Origin of the sequence: Blautia sp. AF32-4BH, assembly GCF_003460565.1 — a bacterium.
Taxonomy (GTDB): Bacteria; Bacillota; Clostridia; order Lachnospirales; family Lachnospiraceae; genus Fusicatenibacter; species Fusicatenibacter saccharivorans.
Genome location: NZ_QTVL01000009.1, coordinates 59,594 through 76,318 on the forward strand (window position 1 = coordinate 59,594; position 16,725 = coordinate 76,318).

Sequence of the window (16,725 nt, forward strand, 5' to 3'; positions counted from 1 at the left end):
CTTACGGCACCGTCCTTTTAGCGCATGGATTAAACAATAAAAGGAGCATACATTTTGTCTAAGCAGAAAAAGAACAGCCGCCGGCATTCGAGAATCCGTTTCCCTTTTCCGGCGTTGAATATTGGAAATATCATCTTTGGAGCCCTTTTTTTCTATATGGCAGTTTCACTTTTCTTTTACCTGACCGCCGATCATATCAAATCTTTTCAGGTTGTGCAGGGAACTTTATCCCGGAATGATACCTATACCGCATTCGCCATGCGGACAGAGAGTGTGCAGCTTTCCTCCGGCAGCGGATATGTTCAGTTCTATACCCCAAATGCATCGAAAATCAGCCGCGGAAGCGCTGTTTATGGGATTTCCGCAACAGAAAATGCCGATACCTCTGGTATTTCGGCAGATGCGGCAACGAGAACGTCGCTTCGTTCCTCGCTCGCACGTTTTTCTTCTGATTATGATTCCAGTTCCTTTTCCGGCATTTATCAGCTGAAAACAGAACTTTCCGCAAAGCTGCTTGCCGCTGCCGCTGAAAACGGAGATTCCTCATTACAGACGATATTTTATGCAGATCAGGACGGTGTTGTCGTCTACGGCAGTGATGGATATGAAAGCTATACGGAGGACAGCCTTACGCCGGAGCTTTTCTCTACGAAAGCCTCTGTGGTTTCCTTTGATTCCGGCGCGCAGACGGAGCCTGGAAATGCAGTATACCGTCTGGTGACAGATGAGCAGTGGGAAATTGCCGTTCCGGTGACGAATAAGCAGGTCGTTACACTTTCCAATTTCAGTACGATAAAAGTTAAATTTCTGAAAGACGGAAAAACACAGACGGGAACACTGAACCTAAAGTCCATTAACGATCAGAACTATGCTGTCATTTCGTTTACAAGCGGGATGATCCGTTATGCGGAAGACCGTTTTCTTTCAATAGAGCTGGTCACAAACAATGGAAGCGGACTGAAAATTCCAAATACTGCCATCACGGAAAAAGATTTCTATAAAATCCCGGCGCAGATGCTCGTACAGGGCGGAGACAGCAATTCTTCCGGTTTCCTGCGGGAAAAGACCGATAAAAAAGGAAATGTCATGCTGGATGATAACGGACAGCCGGTGACAGAATTTGTAAACGCCACGATCTATGAGCAGGTCAATGATGAAAATGATAATCCGGTCGAATATTACGTCGACATGGCCGCTTTTAATGATGGAGATATACTTCGTGCACAGGATTCCGCCACAACGTATCAGATTGGAGAAACGGTTCCGCTGCAGGGTGTTTACTGCATCAACAAAGGATATGCTGTATTCCGCAAAATTCAGATCGTCGATCAGAATGCGGAGTATTCTATCATAAAAAAACAAACGCAATACGGCATTTCGCAGTATGATTATATTGTGGAAAATGCATCCACCGTCAGTGAAGAAGATATTGTGCATTAAATACTGGAGGTTAGAAAGATATGCTGAAAGAGAACTATGAAGAAGTCCAGAAGAAAATTACAGAAGCCTGCAAAAGAGCCGGACGGAACCGGGAGGAAGTTACCCTGATTGCGGTCAGCAAGACAAAACCGGTCGAAATGCTTTCCGAAATCTATGATCTTGGCGAACGCAATTTCGGTGAAAACAAAGTGCAGGAGCTGACAGAAAAAGAGGAAGTGCTGCCAAAGGATATCCACTGGCACATGATCGGTCATCTGCAGCGGAATAAAGTAAAATACATTGCAGGAAAAGTTGCCCTGATTCATTCTGTCGATTCTCTTCGTCTGGCAAAAACGATCAGTGAGGAAGCGGTAAAGCACAACTGCGAAATCCCGATCCTGATCGAGGTAAACGTTGCCGGCGAGGAAAGCAAGTTTGGTGTCTCCGTAGAGGAAACCCTTCCATTGATTGAAGAAATCGCAAAACTTCCGGCAATTCATGTGGAGGGACTTATGACCATTGCACCGTATGTGGAAGATCCAGAAGAAAATCGTCCGGTTTTTCGCAAATTAAAGGAATTAAGTGTTGACATTGCCGCCAAAAACATTAATAATGTACGTATGGCCATTTTGAGCATGGGCATGACCGGCGATTACGAAGTAGCAGTAGAAGAAGGCGCCACTTTAGTACGGGTTGGAACCGGAGTCTTTGGCGAACGGGATTACAGTAAAAGATAACAGGAAGCCTTTCCAAGAAGAGTGACCCCGCGCATTCTGCACGGCTGTCTGGCCAAATGCCACAGGACTAAAAATAGGAGAGTATAAGAATGAGTGTTTTAGACAAATTTCTGGATGCCATCCGGCTGAACGACGATTACGAGGAAGAGGATGCTGATTCGGATAGCTTCTTCGATGAAGAAGACGATGATATAGAAGAAAAACCAAAGAAACGTTTCTTCCGTAAACTGGAGAACGAGGATGAGGACGAAGAGGAAGAGCTGCAGGCGAAACCGGTTCACACTGCACCGCGTAAACAGCCGGCGCCAAAGACCACCGCTTCAAGCCAGGCTGCTGCTGCACGAGCTCCAAAGCCAGCTGCCCCGGTTTCCTCGAAAGTTACTCCAATGAGAAAGAAAGCAGGTGCATTAAATATGGAAGTATGCGTCATCAAACCGGCTTCCATGGAGGATACCCGTGAAATCGCGGATACGCTTCTGGCCGGATGTACCGTTGTCCTTAACTTAGAAGGCATTGATGTGGATATTGCCCAGAGAATCATTGATTTCTGCTGTGGTGCATGCTACTGCATGAGCGGAAGTCTGCAGAAAGTTTCCAGCTATATTTTCATCCTGACACCGTCCAGTGTAGAAATTTCCGGCGACATCCAGGATATCTTAAGCGGAGCTTTTGATCTTCCAAATATCCGTACCGATTATTAAAGAAAATTATCTTTGCAGTAAATTAAAATGGATCCACTGGATCAATTATTGATTTACTTAGTAACAAAGGAAAAGCATCAGATGCAGGATTCTGATGCTTTTTTCATGAAAGAACATACAGGAGGCATAATTTATGAAAACACTTACCGTTAAAAGAGAAGGCACATCTACTGAATTTTCTTATGAAATTGTCTGGGACGGCAGCTACGAACGCCTCGCCGGCTGTGTGGAGAACTTAAAACTCCCTGCAAAAAAGGCCTGCATTGTCACAGACAGCACGGTTTCAGAACTGTATCTGGAAGAGGTAAAAAATGTACTGTCCCCGCTGTTTGAGACCGTAACCGCATTTGTTTTCCCGGCTGGTGAAGCAAGCAAAAATCTGGATACTGTCAAAGATCTGTACACGCATCTGATTGAAAACCACTTTGAGAGAAAAGACATTTTATTCGCACTCGGCGGCGGTGTCGTTGGGGATCTGACCGGCTATGCGGCGGCAACGTATCTGCGCGGCATTGATTTCATCCAGCTTCCGACGACACTGCTTGCACAGGTAGATTCCAGCGTTGGAGGAAAAACGGGCGTCGATTTCGACCAGTACAAAAATATGGTCGGTGCATTCCATCATCCACGTCTTGTCTATATGAATATGGCAACCTTAAAATCCCTGAACGGCGATCAGTTTGCCTGCGGTATGGGAGAAGTCCTGAAAACAGGTCTGATCCGCGATGAAAAATTCTACATCTGGACCATCAATCACATGTCTGAGATCGAAGAGCGGATTGAGCCGGTATTAACGAAAATGATTCAGAAATGCTGCGATATCAAACGCCAGGTTGTAGAAAATGACCCAACAGAACAGGGAGAGCGTGCCGTTTTAAATCTTGGCCATACGATCGGCCATGCCATTGAAAAACTCAAAAACTTCGAACTGCTCCATGGCCAGTGCGTTGCACTTGGAACCGTTGCTGCTGCCTATATTTCCTACAAGAGAAGTTATCTCTCCGATGAAGAGTTTTACGAGATTCGTGATATGAACGTCGGTTTCTATCTGCCAATCACTGTGGACGGCCTGAAATCGGAAGATATTCTGGCTGCAACAAAATCGGACAAGAAAATGGAACAGGGTACGATCAAATTCATCCTTCTGGAGTCTGTCGGCCATGCTGTGGTGGACCGCACGGTTACAGATGAAGAAATGCTGGAAGCTATCAATTCTATTAATGGAGATCTGATCGATGAAGAGTAAAAAACTTTCTCCGCTGGCCGTTTATCTGGTTTGCGCGGCAGCGATTGTCCTTCTGCTTGCAGCAGATCAGTATACAAAATCACTGGCAGTGCAGTATCTGAAGGACCAGCCGTCGATCGAGCTCATTCCAGGGGTTTTGGAGCTGTTTTATCTGGAAAACCGCGGTATGGCATTCGGACTTCTGCAGGATCAGTACTGGCTGTTTGCTATGATGACGGTATTGTTTCTGATCGTCATGGTGATTGTCTTTTACAAGCTTCCAAAGACACGCCGCTTTTTACCGCTTTTTGCCGTGCTGACTGTTCTGACGGCTGGTGCGGTCGGAAATTTTTACGATCGTTTTCTGAATCACTATGTCGTTGATTTCATCTACGTTTCGCTGATCAACTTTCCGGTTTTTAACGTAGCTGATATTTATGTCACCGTATCGGTCGCTGTCTTTTTACTGCTGTATCTGTTGTACTACAAGGACGAAGACTTCGCATTTCTGCATAAAAACGCCAAAAAGGAGGAGTCCGATGGCTGAAGAAGAACGGATTTTGGAAGTTACACCGGATTTTGACGGAAAACGGATTGATCAGTGCCTGGCCGCATCTTTTTCGGACTGTTCCCGTTCTTTTCTGCAGAAGCTTTTAAAAGACGGAAAGGTTTCGATCAACGGAAAAACGCAGAAAGCAAGCAGTAAGGTTGCCGCCGGTGATGCCGTTCTGGTGCTTCTGCCGGAACCGGAAAAACTGAACGTGGAGCCAGAAAACATTCCGCTTGATATTCTGTACGAGGATGATGATCTTCTGGTCGTCAATAAGCCCAAGGGGATGGTCGTACATCCGGCGGCAGGCCACAGCAACGGAACACTGGTCAATGCGGTTCTGTATCACTGCCGCGGAAATCTCTCCGGCATCAACGGCGTTCTGCGCCCCGGAATCGTCCACAGAATCGATATGGACACAACGGGTGCCCTGGTTATCTGTAAGAGCGATTTCGCCCACCAGAGCCTCGCAGAACAGCTCTCTGTACATTCCATTACCCGAAAGTACCGGGCAATTGTCCATGGGAATCTGAAAGAGGACGAGGGAACCGTGCGCGGTGCAATCGGCCGCCATCCGACAGACCGGAAAAAGATGGCGATTAATGAACGGAACGGAAAACCGGCGGTCACACATTACCGTGTGCTGGAACGCTTTGGAAATTATACGTATATTGAATGCCAGCTGGAAACCGGCCGGACGCATCAGATCCGTGTCCATATGGCAAGTATCGGGCATCCGCTGCTTGGCGATGCGGTTTATGGCCCGAAGAAATGCCCGGTGAAAAACCTGCAGGGACAGACGCTGCATGCGATGGTACTTGGATTTATCCATCCACGGACCGGTGCCTATATGGAGTTTGAGGCGCCGATTCCGGAATATTTTTCCAATCTGTTGCTGCAGTTTCGAAAAAATGTCTGAAACTGCTTAAAAAGAATGATATTTCAAAAAGTATATAGTTAATTTGTATAAGTTTTATCAAAATGTTCTGTACTTTCTGTGAATTCTGTAGTATACTGGATGTAACGAAAAAACGCGAGTTACTACATCTGTGAAAGCAGATTATTGTGACGGAATGGAAAGGAGCGGATTATATGAAAACTATCATAACGATTGGACGTCAGTACGGAAGCGCCGGACATTCCATTGGTAAGATTTTAGCGGATGACCTGGGAATCAAGTACTATGACAAAGAGCTGCTGGAGAGAGCAGCAAAGGACAGCGGATTATGCCAGGAATTGTTCGAAAACCACGATGAAAAACCAACCAACAGCTTTTTATACTCTCTGGTTATGGACAGTTACTCCTTCGGCTATGGATCTACCATGATGGATATGCCGCTGAACCAGAAGGTATTTCTGGCACAGTTTGATGCCATCAAGAAGATTTCGCAGGACGGTCCGTGTGTCATCGTAGGCCGCTGTGCAGATTATGCACTGGAGGAAAATCCGAACGTGCTGAGCATCTTTATTAAAGCTGATATGCAGGATCGCATCCGCCGTATCGCAAAGCTGTATGATCTTTCCGATGCAAAAGCAAAAGACAAGATCACAAAGATCGACAAACAGCGTGCAAGCTACTACAATTACTACACCAGCAAACGCTGGGGCGAGGTAGACAGCTACGACCTGTGCCTGAACAGCAGTGTATTCGGTATCGATGGAACCGTAGATATGATCAAACAGGCAATTGAAGTTAAAGAAGCGGGAATCCGCAAGATTTTCAGCACCTGATCAAAACAGAACATAGGAGAAACGACCCTCCTCTTAAAAATAAGAGGAGGGTCATTTTATGAAAGGATTTTAAAGATGAGAATTGTTATACAACGTGTAAAAAGAGCAAGTGTTTCGGTGGAAGAGAAGGTTGTCGGATCGATTCAGAAAGGTTTTCTGGTTCTGATCGGTGTCGGCCAGGGGGACGATGAAGCAACAGCAGACAAGTATATGAAAAAACTGCTGGGACTGCGTATTTTTGAAGATGAAAATGGAAAGACGAACAAGTCCCTGGCAGATGTGGATGGACAGCTTCTGATGGTTTCACAGTTTACCCTGTATGCCAACTGTAAAAAAGGAAACCGTCCAAGCTTCACGGAAGCAGGCGAGCCGCACAGAGCAGAAGAACTGTATGAATATATGGTCGCGAAAGCACGGGAACAGGTTCCTGTTGTCGAAACGGGAGTGTTCGGGGCTGAGATGGAAGTATCACTGGTGAATGATGGGCCGTTTACGGTGATCTTAGAGGATCTGTAAATAAAATTTTTTTGTTTGCCGAATCGGTAAAACAGAACGTGGTTTGCGAGATCTGTGAAACCTGTTTTTGTCTAGAGATAGTGTACCATCATCGTACTGAATTGTTTGTATTTATATAGTTTACATAAAATGATTATGTGAACTTGTGAAGAGGAGAAAATCTTTTATGCCGCAATTTGACTATCAGCAGCTGTGTCACTTTGTCCTTCCGGAACAGGGGGGACTGTCGGTGGAAACAATTCTAAAACGTTTTCTGCACCTGACACCACGTGAAATCCGCCATGCCAAATATATTCCGGATGGAATTCAGAAAAACGGTGTTTCCTGCCGCACGAATGCAGTCGTTCAGACTGGAGATACAATCACTTTTCGATATGAGCAGAAGTGTCCCCACCTTTCCGAAGATCAGGTTCTGCCGGTATCAGGTGATTCTGCCGGCGTACGGATTCTCTATGAGGACAGTGATCTCTGTGTCGCAGACAAGCCATCCGGTATGGTCTGCCACGCTTCCCACGGCCATTATTCCGATTCCCTGACACATGCTGCCGCATCCCTGTTAAAAACACCGACAGCGCCTTCTGAACTCCGCTGCATCGGCCGTCTTGACAAAGATACATCGGGTCTGGTACTATTTGCAAAGAATCAGCTGGCTGCTGCCAGACTGTCCCGGCAGCGGGAGAGCGGCGCGCTGAAAAAAGAATACCTGGCTCTGGTACACCATCCCTTTTCCGAAGAAACGCAAAAAGAAACCATTCGTCTTTCCATGGAGCAAATTCCAGGAGATGACCCTGATTCTTTCGATCCGTCTGGGAAACGTATCACTAAAATGCGTATCTGTAAAGAAGGGAACGGCCTGTGGGCTATTACACACTACGAGGCTGTCCTTCAGGATCCTTTCTGGGCCGTCGTGTGCTGCCGTCTGGAAACCGGCCGCACGCATCAGATCCGCCTTCACATGGCATCTATTGGACATCCACTTTTCGGAGATCCGCTCTACGGAGTCCGCGACGGCGGTACCCGTGCCGCGCTCCATGCCTGGAAACTGCACTTTCTGCAGCCGATGACAGGAGAACCAATTGATCTGGAAAATATTCGAACGCACATGTTCGATTAAATATATTTGAAGTATAAGGAGAACATTTTATGGAAGAACAGAAAGAACACAAACGCCGCGTCCGCTACAAAGGCACACATCCGCGGAATTACAATGAGAAATACAAAGAACTGAATCCGGAGAAATATCAGGGGACCATTGAGCATGTGATCCAAAAGGGAAGCACACCGGCCGGCATGCATATCCCGATTCTCGTAGATGAAATCCTCGATTTTCTCAAGATCGAGCCGGGACAGAACGGACTTGATGCAACACTCGGATACGGCGGCCACAGCTCCCGTATGCTTGCATGCCTGCAGGGAAAAGGGCATCTCTGTGCGCTGGATGTCGATCCGATCGAGATGGCAAAAACAAAAGAACGACTGGCCGCGCAGGGGTACGGCCCTGAGATTTTAACGATTCTTCATCAGAATTTTGCCAATATTGATCAGGTTGCTGCCAAATACGGCCCCTTTGACTTCATTCTGGCGGATCTTGGTGTTTCCTCCATGCAGATTGATAATCCGGAGCGCGGCTTTTCCTACAAATATGATGGACCGCTGGATCTTCGCCTGAATCCGGAGGCAGGAATTTCCGCGGCCGAGCGTCTGCGCACGGTTGCACGCGATGAACTGGAAGGCATGCTCATTGAAAACGCCGATGAACCGTATGCAAAAGAAATTTCCCAGGCTGTTACGCGGGCACTTCGGAAAGGAAAGAAAATTGACACTACGTTTGCACTGCGTGATCTGATCGCTGAAGCACTGGATTTTCTTCCGAAAGACGAGAAAAAAGAAGCCATCAAAAAATCCTGCGCCCGCACCTTCCAGGCACTGCGGATCGATGTAAACAACGAATATGAGGTTCTGGAAGCATTCATGGAAAAACTTCCGGATGCTCTTGCTCCGGGCGGCAGAGCGGCAATTCTGACGTTCCATTCCGGCGAAGACCGGCTTGTGAAAAAGTCCATGAAGGGACTGTATCAGATCGGTATTTATTCCGAATATTCAAAAGAAGTCATTCGTCCTTCCAAAGAAGAATGCATCCGCAACAGCCGTGCAAGTTCAACGAAAATGCGCTGGGCAATTAAGGCGGAGTAACTAAAAAAAGCAGGAGAGAAGTCGTCTCCATAAAAAAGAGGAATCAACGAATGGGATATAATCCCTGTTGATTCCTCTTTTGGTTTCTGATATGTTTTTATTCCTCATGCTCCGGCATGGACTCCCGCAGCCGTACCGCTGTGGCAGCCTGACGGCGCCTTGCATCGTCCATGGCAGCATAATGCTTCTTCGTCGTATTGACATCCTTATGGCCGAGAACATCCGCAACAAGATAAATATCGCCTGTTTCCTGATACAGCGTCGTACCGTACGTACTACGCAGTTTATGCGGCGTAATTTTCTTCGTTGTCGTCACCTGGGACGCATATTTCTTCACCAGATTTTCCACCGTCTTGACGTTGATCCGTTTTCTCTGCGCCGAATAGAAGAGTGCGTGTTCGTGTCCTGCCACAGGCGTAATACCTGCGCGGACTTCGATATACTTTTTCAGTGCCTCGGCAACTTCATCTCCAAAGTAGACAAACATTTCATTTCCACCTTTTCGAAGCACTTTGATGCCATTGTTTTTAAAATCGACATCCTCAATATCTAACCCGACACATTCCGACACACGGATTCCCGTGCCAAGCAGAAGAGTAATGATTGCAAAATCACGTTCCTTTGTTTTTTCATAGTAGGCCCGCTGATGATTGCTCAGCCCGTCGCCGCAGGATTCAATAAAATCGAGAAGCTCCGCAACCTCATTTGGCTCCAGACGGATAATTTCTTTTTCATGGAGCTTCGGCATATCGATAAGCAGCGTAGGATTTGTCTCAATCAGTTCCTTTTTGAAATAATAGGAATAGAACGTCCGAAGTGCCGACAATTTTCGTTTCAGTCCTTTTTCCCCGTTGGTGGTATAAGATTCCTGGGAACCGATATAAGCCTTTAAATATTCTGTGTATTCCTCAAGATCAAGTGCAGTGACCTGGTCAAGCACATCAACGGACATCTGATCCATGGGAATTTTGGCAAGTTCCGGATTTTCTTTCTGCAGATACTGAAAAAAGATCCGAAGGTCATATGCATATTTGATCCGTGTGCTGGTCGATGTCGTTGTGCTGATGCCGCGGAAAAATTCGGAAGTAAAAGAGGGAAGCGTCTTCAGAACCTCGCGGAGCTTCAGTGTATTTTCCATATCGGTTTGTTCGTGATACGTAATTTTTGATTTCATAACCGCAAATGAGCCTTTCTAAACAGAAAAACCGGGAAAATGAAAGAAGTATTTCTTCTATATAACTATTCGGGAAACGCAGGTTTTTCGAATAGTTGAAGAGTTACTTTCAGAAATCACCGGTTTTTCCTCTGAAACCGCCGAATTTTACAGGCCGATTTCTTGTTCGTTTTTTCACAACATTTTTTATTTTCTTCTTTTATTTTTCAGGATAAAAATCTTAATACTCCGATTACCTTTCCTACGATCTGCAGATCATTCACAAGGATCGGATCCATCTCATCGTTTTCCGGCTGCAGGCGGAAATAACCGTCTTCCTTGTAGAATGTTTTTACTGTAGCGGAATCATTGACCAGAGCGACAATTTTTTCTCCATTTTCCGCAGTTGCCTGTTGTTCCACAAGAACAAGGTCACCGTCTAAAATACCTGCATTTACCATGCTTTCGCCCTGTACCTTTAAAAGGAACGTTTCTGCGTTTGGCAGACGGTCTACCGGCATTGGGAAATATCCTTCAATATTCTCTACCGCAAGAATCGGTTCTCCGGCAGCTACTTTGCCGATCAGCGGAATCTGTGCAACCTCACTCTGGGATGCGGTGTCTTCCGATGCAATTCCCTGGATTGCACCAAGGCGGCCGGTATGGAATCCTTCATCGCAGATTTCAATGGCTCTCGGTTTTGTTGCATCTCGTTTGATATAGCCTTTCCGCTCCAGTGTTTCCAGATGTGCATGTACCGAGGATGTAGAACGAAGGGAAACCGCTTCGCAGATCTCACGCACAGACGGCGGGAATCCTCTCTGCAAAATTTCCTGTTTTAAATATTCGAGAATCTGTCTCTGTTTCTCTGTCAGTTTATTTTTGTCTCCAGCCATCGTATGTTCCTCCTGTCGTTTCGTTTTTTATATGAATTAGGGTAGTCCCCTCTTTCTATACGATATTTGCTTAAAATATACCAAATAAATTTTACCATAAATCCCACCGGAACGCAAACAAAAGTTTCGAAAATTTGTTCGTATTTCGTATTGACAAACATACGTTCTTTTATTATAATGAACATATATTCGAAAGAACAAATGTTCACATAGCACAACTACTCTTCTATCACAAATCAAGGGGGAATTTTACATGAGTACCAATGCAAAGAAAAGAAAATCACTGAGAGAAAGACGAAAAATCCAGAGAAGAAAACTGCAGATCCGCGCAGCCGCCGCTCTCCTGTCTCTGGTTGCCGTCACATTTCTTTTAATCTTCCACTTCACGCCGCAGAATACGCAGGCAGACAGTGAGCCGAAAGCTCCAACCTACAAATACTACACCAGTATCCGCGTTTCTTCCGGCGATACACTGTGGGACATCGCCAAAGAATACCGTACAGAAGAATACTCCGATATTTCCAGTTACATTGCTGAGGTCCGTGAGATTAATCACCTGAGTTCCAACCAGATCACGGACGGTATGTATCTCTGCATTCCGTATTACTCCGAGGAGTATAAATCATGAAATTCAAGAAATGCTTTACATAATTCTGTTATGTAAACAAAGTAAAAAAACAGCTTCCAAAATGCACGGAACCTTCTAAAACAGCATGTTCGGGAAGCATGGTTTACCAAATAAAGAATGAATGTGAAAAGCAGAAACGTCCCGCAGATGAAATTTCTCATCTGCGGGACGTTTCTGCTATCTTATGCTTTTTTTAATCCTCTTCAATATGCTCCTGTCCCTGTGCGATGATTGTCCGTACATGACCATCTGCAAGAGAGTAGAACACCGATTTTCCTTCTCGTCTGCTCTTTACCAGCTTATTCTGCTTCAGAATGCGAAGCTGGTGGGAAATTGCGGACTGTGTCATGTGCAGTGCTTCTGCCAGGTCGCAGACGCATACCTCTGCCTCAAACAGGACAAACAGGATCTGGATCCGCGTGGAATCACCAAATACCTTGAAAAGCTCTGCCAGATCGTAAAGCTCTGTTTCATCCGGCATGGTCTCATTGACAATCTTTACCAGATTTTCATGAACCTCACAGGAGTCACAGCACAGATCAGCTTCTTCCAGATTGATTTTTGCCATTTTGTGTCCTCGTCTTTCTATAGATTTTTCACAAACAGAGCACGAATTGCATTCAGAACCGCCAGAATCATAACTCCGACATCTGCGAAAATTGCCATCCACATGTTAGCGATACCGATGGCTCCCAGAAGCAGGAACAATACTTTGATACCAATTGCAAAATAAATATTCTCATAAACAATGTGAATACATTTTCTGGAAATGTGAATTGCTTTGGAAATCTTGAGCGGATCGTCGTCCATCAGAACGATATCAGCTGCTTCAATTGCTGCGTCGGAACCAAGTGCTCCCATCGCAATACCGATATCGGCACGGGACAGTACCGGTGCATCATTGATGCCGTCACCTACGAAGGCAAGTTTTTCTTTTTCTGTCTTTGCGGCAAGCAGCTCTTCCACTTTACTTACTTTGTCACCAGGAAGCAGTTCGCTGTAAACTTCATCAATTCCAAGATCTGCAGCTACCTGATCGGCTATCCGCCTGGAGTCTCCGGTCAGCATAATCGTCTTTTTAATACCGGATTTCCGCAGCGCCTGAATCGCCTCTTTCGCATGCGGTTTGATCATATCACAGATCAGGATATGTCCGGCATACTTGCCGTCTACAGCAACATGGACGATGGTGCCGACGCTGTGGCAGTCGATATAATCAACGCCAAGGCGCTCCATCAGTTTTGCATTTCCGGCAGCGACATTTTTACCGTCTACCTTTGCTGTTACACCGTTTCCGCTGATCTCTTCGATGTTCGTGACACGGCTTCGGTCGATCAGTTTTCCATATGCTCTCTGCAGACTCTTGCTGATCGGATGGCTCGAAGCACACTCAGCAAGTGCTGCGTATTCCAGAACATCTTCCTGACTGATCGTATTGTGGTGAATACCGGCTACTTCAAAGACACCCTGTGTCATGGTACCGGTTTTATCGAATACAACGTATTTGGTCTGGGAAAGCGTTTCCAGATAGTTGGAACCTTTCACCAGGACACCTTCATGGCTTGCGCCGCCGATACCGGCGAAGAAGCTGAGCGGAATACTGATGACCAGTGCACAAGGGCAGCTGATAACCAGGAAGGTCAGCGCACGGTAAATCCATACGCTCCACTCAGGAGCGGCACTTAAAAACAGCATCCGTACCAGCGGCGGCAGGATTGCCAGCGCCAGCGCACCGTAGCAGACGGCCGGTGTATAGTATTTCGCAAATTTGGAAATAAAGTTCTCGGATCTTGATTTCTTGGAGCTGGAGTTTTCCACAAGGTCCAGAATTTTGGATACGGTGGACTCTCCAAACTCTTTCGTTGTTTTTACTTTAATCAGACCGGACATATTGATACATCCGCTGATGACTTCGTCTCCCTCCCGGGCGTCACGCGGAACACTCTCTCCGGTCAGGGCACTGGTATTCAGTGTGGTGTTTCCTTCTTCGATCACACCATCGATCGGAATCTTTTCACCAGGCTGTACAACGATGATTGTGCCAACCTCAACTTCATCCGGATCAACCTGCTCGAGTTTTCCGTCTACCTCGATATTTGCATAATCCGGGCGGATATCCATCAGTTCGCTGATGTTCCGGCGGCTCTTTCCGACAGCATAGCTCTGGAACAGTTCGCCGATCTGGTAAAACAGCATAACGGCTACGCCCTCCGGATACTCGCCAAGCAGAATGGCACCGACCGTTGCAACAGCCATCAGAAAGTTTTCATCAAATACCTGTTTGTTCAGGATTCCCTTCCAGGCCTTTTTCAGGATATCGTATCCGATGACCAGATAAGGAACCATAAAGGTTGCAAATCGCACATAGCCGGTTGTCGGCAGTACCGCGCAGAGAATCAGAAGAACCGATGCAACGATGACGCGGATGAGAACCTTTTTCTGTTTCTTATTCATACATATGCCTCCTTTGTTCTTACCGCCGGATGAAAAAATCCAGCATTTCATCCCAGAGATTTACAGATCCAAATCCGCTGCTCCAGAGAGAAAATACTGGATTTTTCTCGAGCTGAACCGCAGACAGGTTTTAGAATCTATTCTGCTCCAGCTTTTTCTTCCATCCGCCGATGAAAGTTTTTTATTTTAGAGGAAGATCTCGCAGTCATCCTCAACTTTTTTGCAGTTTTTCAGAACATCCTGCATAACGCTCTTTGGATCCTGTCCGTCTTCGAACTCAACGATCATTTTGAGCATCATAAAGTTTACGGTAGCATCCTTTACACCTGCTGTGTTTTTTGCAGCCTCTTCCATTTTGTTTGCACAGTTTGCGCAGTCAACATCGATCTTATACGTTTTCTTCATCGCTTTTGATCTCCTTTTTCATTTTCACTGTTCATATGAACATTTATTCATATGTTTGTTTTTATTATAGCACCAGTGATGCAATTGTCAATGGAAAACTGAAAAAAATCAAAAAAATCTGCCCGTCGGATTTTTTTGATTCCTGCGGGCAGATAGATCTGTTATTTATTCCTCATAAAGAAACGTTATGTTCTGCTATTTTTCACTTTTCCGAATCACAATCTGTCCGAACCGTGCACATCCGTCCAGAACCTCTATTTTCAGAATGCCTTCTCCTGTAACGGTACCGAGTGTGAACCGTTCGAGTGTGTTCGGTGCTGTTTCATATGCAAAATATGGATGAACATCCGAAGTTACTTTCTCACCGGCAGGAGGCATTACCCCTTCAAAAAGAGTCTCTCCCTGAATAGCTGCCTGTACCTTCACCTCTTTGTCTGCACAGTAAGTTACAGAAACGGTATAGGTTTCTTTTTCACGGATTGTATAGGAAGCATACTCTCCTGCTCCCAGCTGAAGCTGTACATGATCTCTCGGATGTTTGATCGGACCCGGTGCGGCAAACCCGGCCGGTTCAGGATGATATCCTTTTTCATAAACCAATTCAAACCGGTCATACAGACGATATCCTGCAGCATTCGGAAGATCACTAAGACCACGGTGTGAATCCATCGGCAGCGCGTTGTAGCCGATCGCCGGGATCTCAAAATTGCCCTCTCGAAGCAGATAAGGATGATACTGCGTATTTTCTTTGCATTTATCGACCGCCAGGCATTCCAGGTAGCTGTCCCAGATGGCCTGCGCATGCTCGTAGGACGGTTTTGCAGCTCCATTAATTGCATAATCGGTAATCAGATGCCATTCATCCGGAACATTAAAGTTCAGAATCGAAGCACATCCTGCTCCCTCTACCGTTTTCCAGCACCACAGATTATAACCGGCGTGGTACTCGGCAAGAATCTCATACATCGTTGTCTGCCATGCGTGCTCATTTCTTCCTCCTGTCTCGCCCATCCACAGGCAGATCTTCTGTTCCCGGCAGGTACGGAGAACACTGGCAAGAGAAGCTACCTCCGGAACAACCATCTCATACGCATGAAGACTGATGCCCCAGTTGTGGTATTCCGGGTCAAACTCATGATCAAAGAAATATGTAAGAGAGGAAAACTGTGTACCATTCAGCAAAAATAAGTGTTTCTGGTCGATCTTTCTGCAGCGGCGGATCATTTTCTCGTAAAAATAGACCAGCTTCGGTGTCAGCTCCTCGCGGCGCGGCGTCATGGAGATCGGCTCGTTGATACAGTCATATGCGCCGATGATCCAGCGGTCTTTGTATCTTCTCATAAACTCTTCCATCAGAAGAAACATCCGCTCCATCGATTCTTCATCGTCATACAGATGCTGTCCATTGTCCACGCCGTCATCACACGGAATTCCGGACTGGCCTGCCGTTGCCGCATGGAAATCTACGACAGCATAAACCTGATACGTCTCACACCAGTCGAGAACATCATTCAGCATGGCAAAGGAATCTTCATTATACGTAATCCCCGGCTCCTCATACAGAAAGCTTCCTGCGCGGATCGGCAGACGCACGGAATTGTAACCGCGTCTGGAGAGAAGTGCAATATCCTCCTCCGTCAGATACAGCCGTCTCCAGCGTTTCCAGAACTCCTCCGCATATTTCGTTCCGCAGGTCTCCCGTAGAATCTGGTCCATACTTCTTCCACGGTCCATACGTCCCATCGGCGCATATTTTCCAGGCTCGAACAGTCCAAAGCCGCTCTGGGTGCCGAGCATAAATCCTTCCGGATTATCCCAGTTTCCCATGCCCCAGCCGCGGAGAATCACCTCTTCTCCGAAATCATTCACAATAATACCGTCCTGATTGTGCAAAAATCCCCTTACACGTTCTTTGTCATAATACCCCATACAAAAATACCACCTTTCCGCAGAAGCCTTCTGGTTCTGCGCTTTTTCTTCTATTATAAAAATTCTGGTTTTCTGTGTCAAGAAATAGATTTTTACTATTTTCAGGGAAAAAACATGATATTTTTTTTAAAATTGCTTGACAAACCGAAAAATGAGACTATAATGCAAAGTGTTCAAAAGAAAAAAGG

At 46.1% G+C, this 16,725-nt stretch carries 17 protein-coding genes; 11 read left to right on the top strand and 6 right to left on the bottom strand.

Annotated elements, in window-relative coordinates; all coding sequences use genetic code 11:
* The first annotated feature begins 156 nt into the window (after positions 1 to 156).
* The 10 genes from DWZ44_RS12215 to rsmH all read left to right on the top strand — a co-directional run bounded on the left by DWZ44_RS12215 (position 157) and on the right by rsmH (position 9,072).
* Positions 157 to 1,440 (top strand): HlyD family efflux transporter periplasmic adaptor subunit, encoded by a 1,284-nt coding sequence (locus DWZ44_RS12215; RefSeq protein WP_147326089.1) that lies wholly within the window; start codon positions 157 to 159, stop codon positions 1,438 to 1,440.
* A 20-nt stretch (positions 1,441 to 1,460) separates the two neighbouring features.
* Positions 1,461 to 2,156 carry a YggS family pyridoxal phosphate-dependent enzyme gene (locus tag DWZ44_RS12220; RefSeq protein ID WP_022462859.1) on the top strand — a complete coding sequence of 232 codons (696 nt, stop codon included), beginning with the start codon at positions 1,461 to 1,463 and terminating at the stop codon, positions 2,154 to 2,156.
* 89 nt (positions 2,157 to 2,245) lie between these two features.
* Positions 2,246 to 2,857 (top strand): cell division protein SepF, encoded by a 612-nt coding sequence (locus tag DWZ44_RS12225; protein ID WP_117508927.1) that lies wholly within the window; start codon positions 2,246 to 2,248, stop codon positions 2,855 to 2,857.
* A 133-nt stretch (positions 2,858 to 2,990) separates the two neighbouring features.
* Positions 2,991 to 4,103 (top strand): 3-dehydroquinate synthase, encoded by a 1,113-nt coding sequence (aroB, locus tag DWZ44_RS12230; RefSeq protein WP_117508928.1) that lies wholly within the window; start codon positions 2,991 to 2,993, stop codon positions 4,101 to 4,103.
* Complete coding sequence (gene lspA, locus DWZ44_RS12235) at positions 4,093 to 4,629, top strand: signal peptidase II (protein WP_022462862.1); 537 nt, start codon at positions 4,093 to 4,095, stop codon at positions 4,627 to 4,629. Before aroB ends, lspA begins: the two co-directional genes overlap by 11 nt.
* Complete coding sequence (locus DWZ44_RS12240; RefSeq protein WP_117804968.1) at positions 4,622 to 5,551, top strand: RluA family pseudouridine synthase; 930 nt, start codon at positions 4,622 to 4,624, stop codon at positions 5,549 to 5,551. The genes lspA and DWZ44_RS12240 overlap by 8 nt, the downstream gene beginning before the upstream one ends.
* 173 nt (positions 5,552 to 5,724) lie before the next feature.
* Entirely contained in the window at positions 5,725 to 6,363 is a 639-nt protein-coding gene (locus DWZ44_RS12245) for a cytidylate kinase-like family protein (RefSeq protein ID WP_117508930.1), read from the top strand.
* Between the two features lie 75 nt (positions 6,364 to 6,438).
* Positions 6,439 to 6,879, top strand: a complete 441-nt coding sequence (dtd, locus tag DWZ44_RS12250; protein ID WP_022462865.1) for a D-aminoacyl-tRNA deacylase — start codon at positions 6,439 to 6,441, stop codon at positions 6,877 to 6,879.
* Positions 6,880 to 7,045: 166 nt separating this feature from the next.
* Complete coding sequence (locus DWZ44_RS12255; RefSeq protein ID WP_117508931.1) at positions 7,046 to 7,993, top strand: RluA family pseudouridine synthase; 948 nt, start codon at positions 7,046 to 7,048, stop codon at positions 7,991 to 7,993.
* 29 nt (positions 7,994 to 8,022) lie between these two features.
* Positions 8,023 to 9,072: a 16S rRNA (cytosine(1402)-N(4))-methyltransferase RsmH gene (gene rsmH / locus DWZ44_RS12260; RefSeq protein ID WP_117508932.1), complete on the top strand. Its 1,050-nt coding sequence runs from the start codon at positions 8,023 to 8,025 to the stop codon at positions 9,070 to 9,072.
* A gap of 97 nt (positions 9,073 to 9,169) precedes the next feature.
* Here the strand turns inward: rsmH and DWZ44_RS12265 are convergent, their stop codons facing one another.
* Together DWZ44_RS12265 and lexA are read right to left on the bottom strand one after the other, a co-directional pair.
* On the bottom strand, positions 9,170 to 10,246 hold the full coding sequence (locus DWZ44_RS12265; RefSeq protein WP_022462868.1) for a tyrosine-type recombinase/integrase: 1,077 nt from the start codon (positions 10,244 to 10,246) through the stop codon (positions 9,170 to 9,172).
* Positions 10,247 to 10,452: 206 nt separating this feature from the next.
* Positions 10,453 to 11,121: a transcriptional repressor LexA gene (gene lexA, locus DWZ44_RS12270; protein ID WP_055217843.1), complete on the bottom strand. Its 669-nt coding sequence runs from the start codon at positions 11,119 to 11,121 to the stop codon at positions 10,453 to 10,455.
* A gap of 253 nt (positions 11,122 to 11,374) precedes the next feature.
* Here lexA and DWZ44_RS12275 point away from each other — a divergent pair, with 253 nt between their 5' ends.
* Positions 11,375 to 11,749, top strand: a complete 375-nt coding sequence (locus tag DWZ44_RS12275) for a LysM peptidoglycan-binding domain-containing protein (RefSeq protein ID WP_022462870.1) — start codon at positions 11,375 to 11,377, stop codon at positions 11,747 to 11,749.
* A 193-nt stretch (positions 11,750 to 11,942) separates the two neighbouring features.
* Here DWZ44_RS12275 and DWZ44_RS12280 read toward each other — a convergent pair whose 3' ends face one another.
* From DWZ44_RS12280 to DWZ44_RS12300, 4 genes are all read right to left on the bottom strand, one after another.
* Positions 11,943 to 12,317 (bottom strand): ArsR/SmtB family transcription factor, encoded by a 375-nt coding sequence (locus DWZ44_RS12280; RefSeq protein WP_117761503.1) that lies wholly within the window; start codon positions 12,315 to 12,317, stop codon positions 11,943 to 11,945.
* A 17-nt stretch (positions 12,318 to 12,334) separates the two neighbouring features.
* Positions 12,335 to 14,203, bottom strand: a complete 1,869-nt coding sequence (locus tag DWZ44_RS12285; protein WP_117804969.1) for a heavy metal translocating P-type ATPase — start codon at positions 14,201 to 14,203, stop codon at positions 12,335 to 12,337.
* Positions 14,204 to 14,389: 186 nt separating this feature from the next.
* Positions 14,390 to 14,608 (bottom strand): cation transporter, encoded by a 219-nt coding sequence (locus DWZ44_RS12295; RefSeq protein WP_055266075.1) that lies wholly within the window; start codon positions 14,606 to 14,608, stop codon positions 14,390 to 14,392.
* Between the two features lie 195 nt (positions 14,609 to 14,803).
* Positions 14,804 to 16,537, bottom strand: coding sequence for a glycoside hydrolase family 5 protein (locus DWZ44_RS12300; protein ID WP_117804970.1), 1,734 nt, complete (start codon positions 16,535 to 16,537; stop codon positions 14,804 to 14,806).
* Between the last annotated feature and the right edge of the window lie 188 nt (positions 16,538 to 16,725).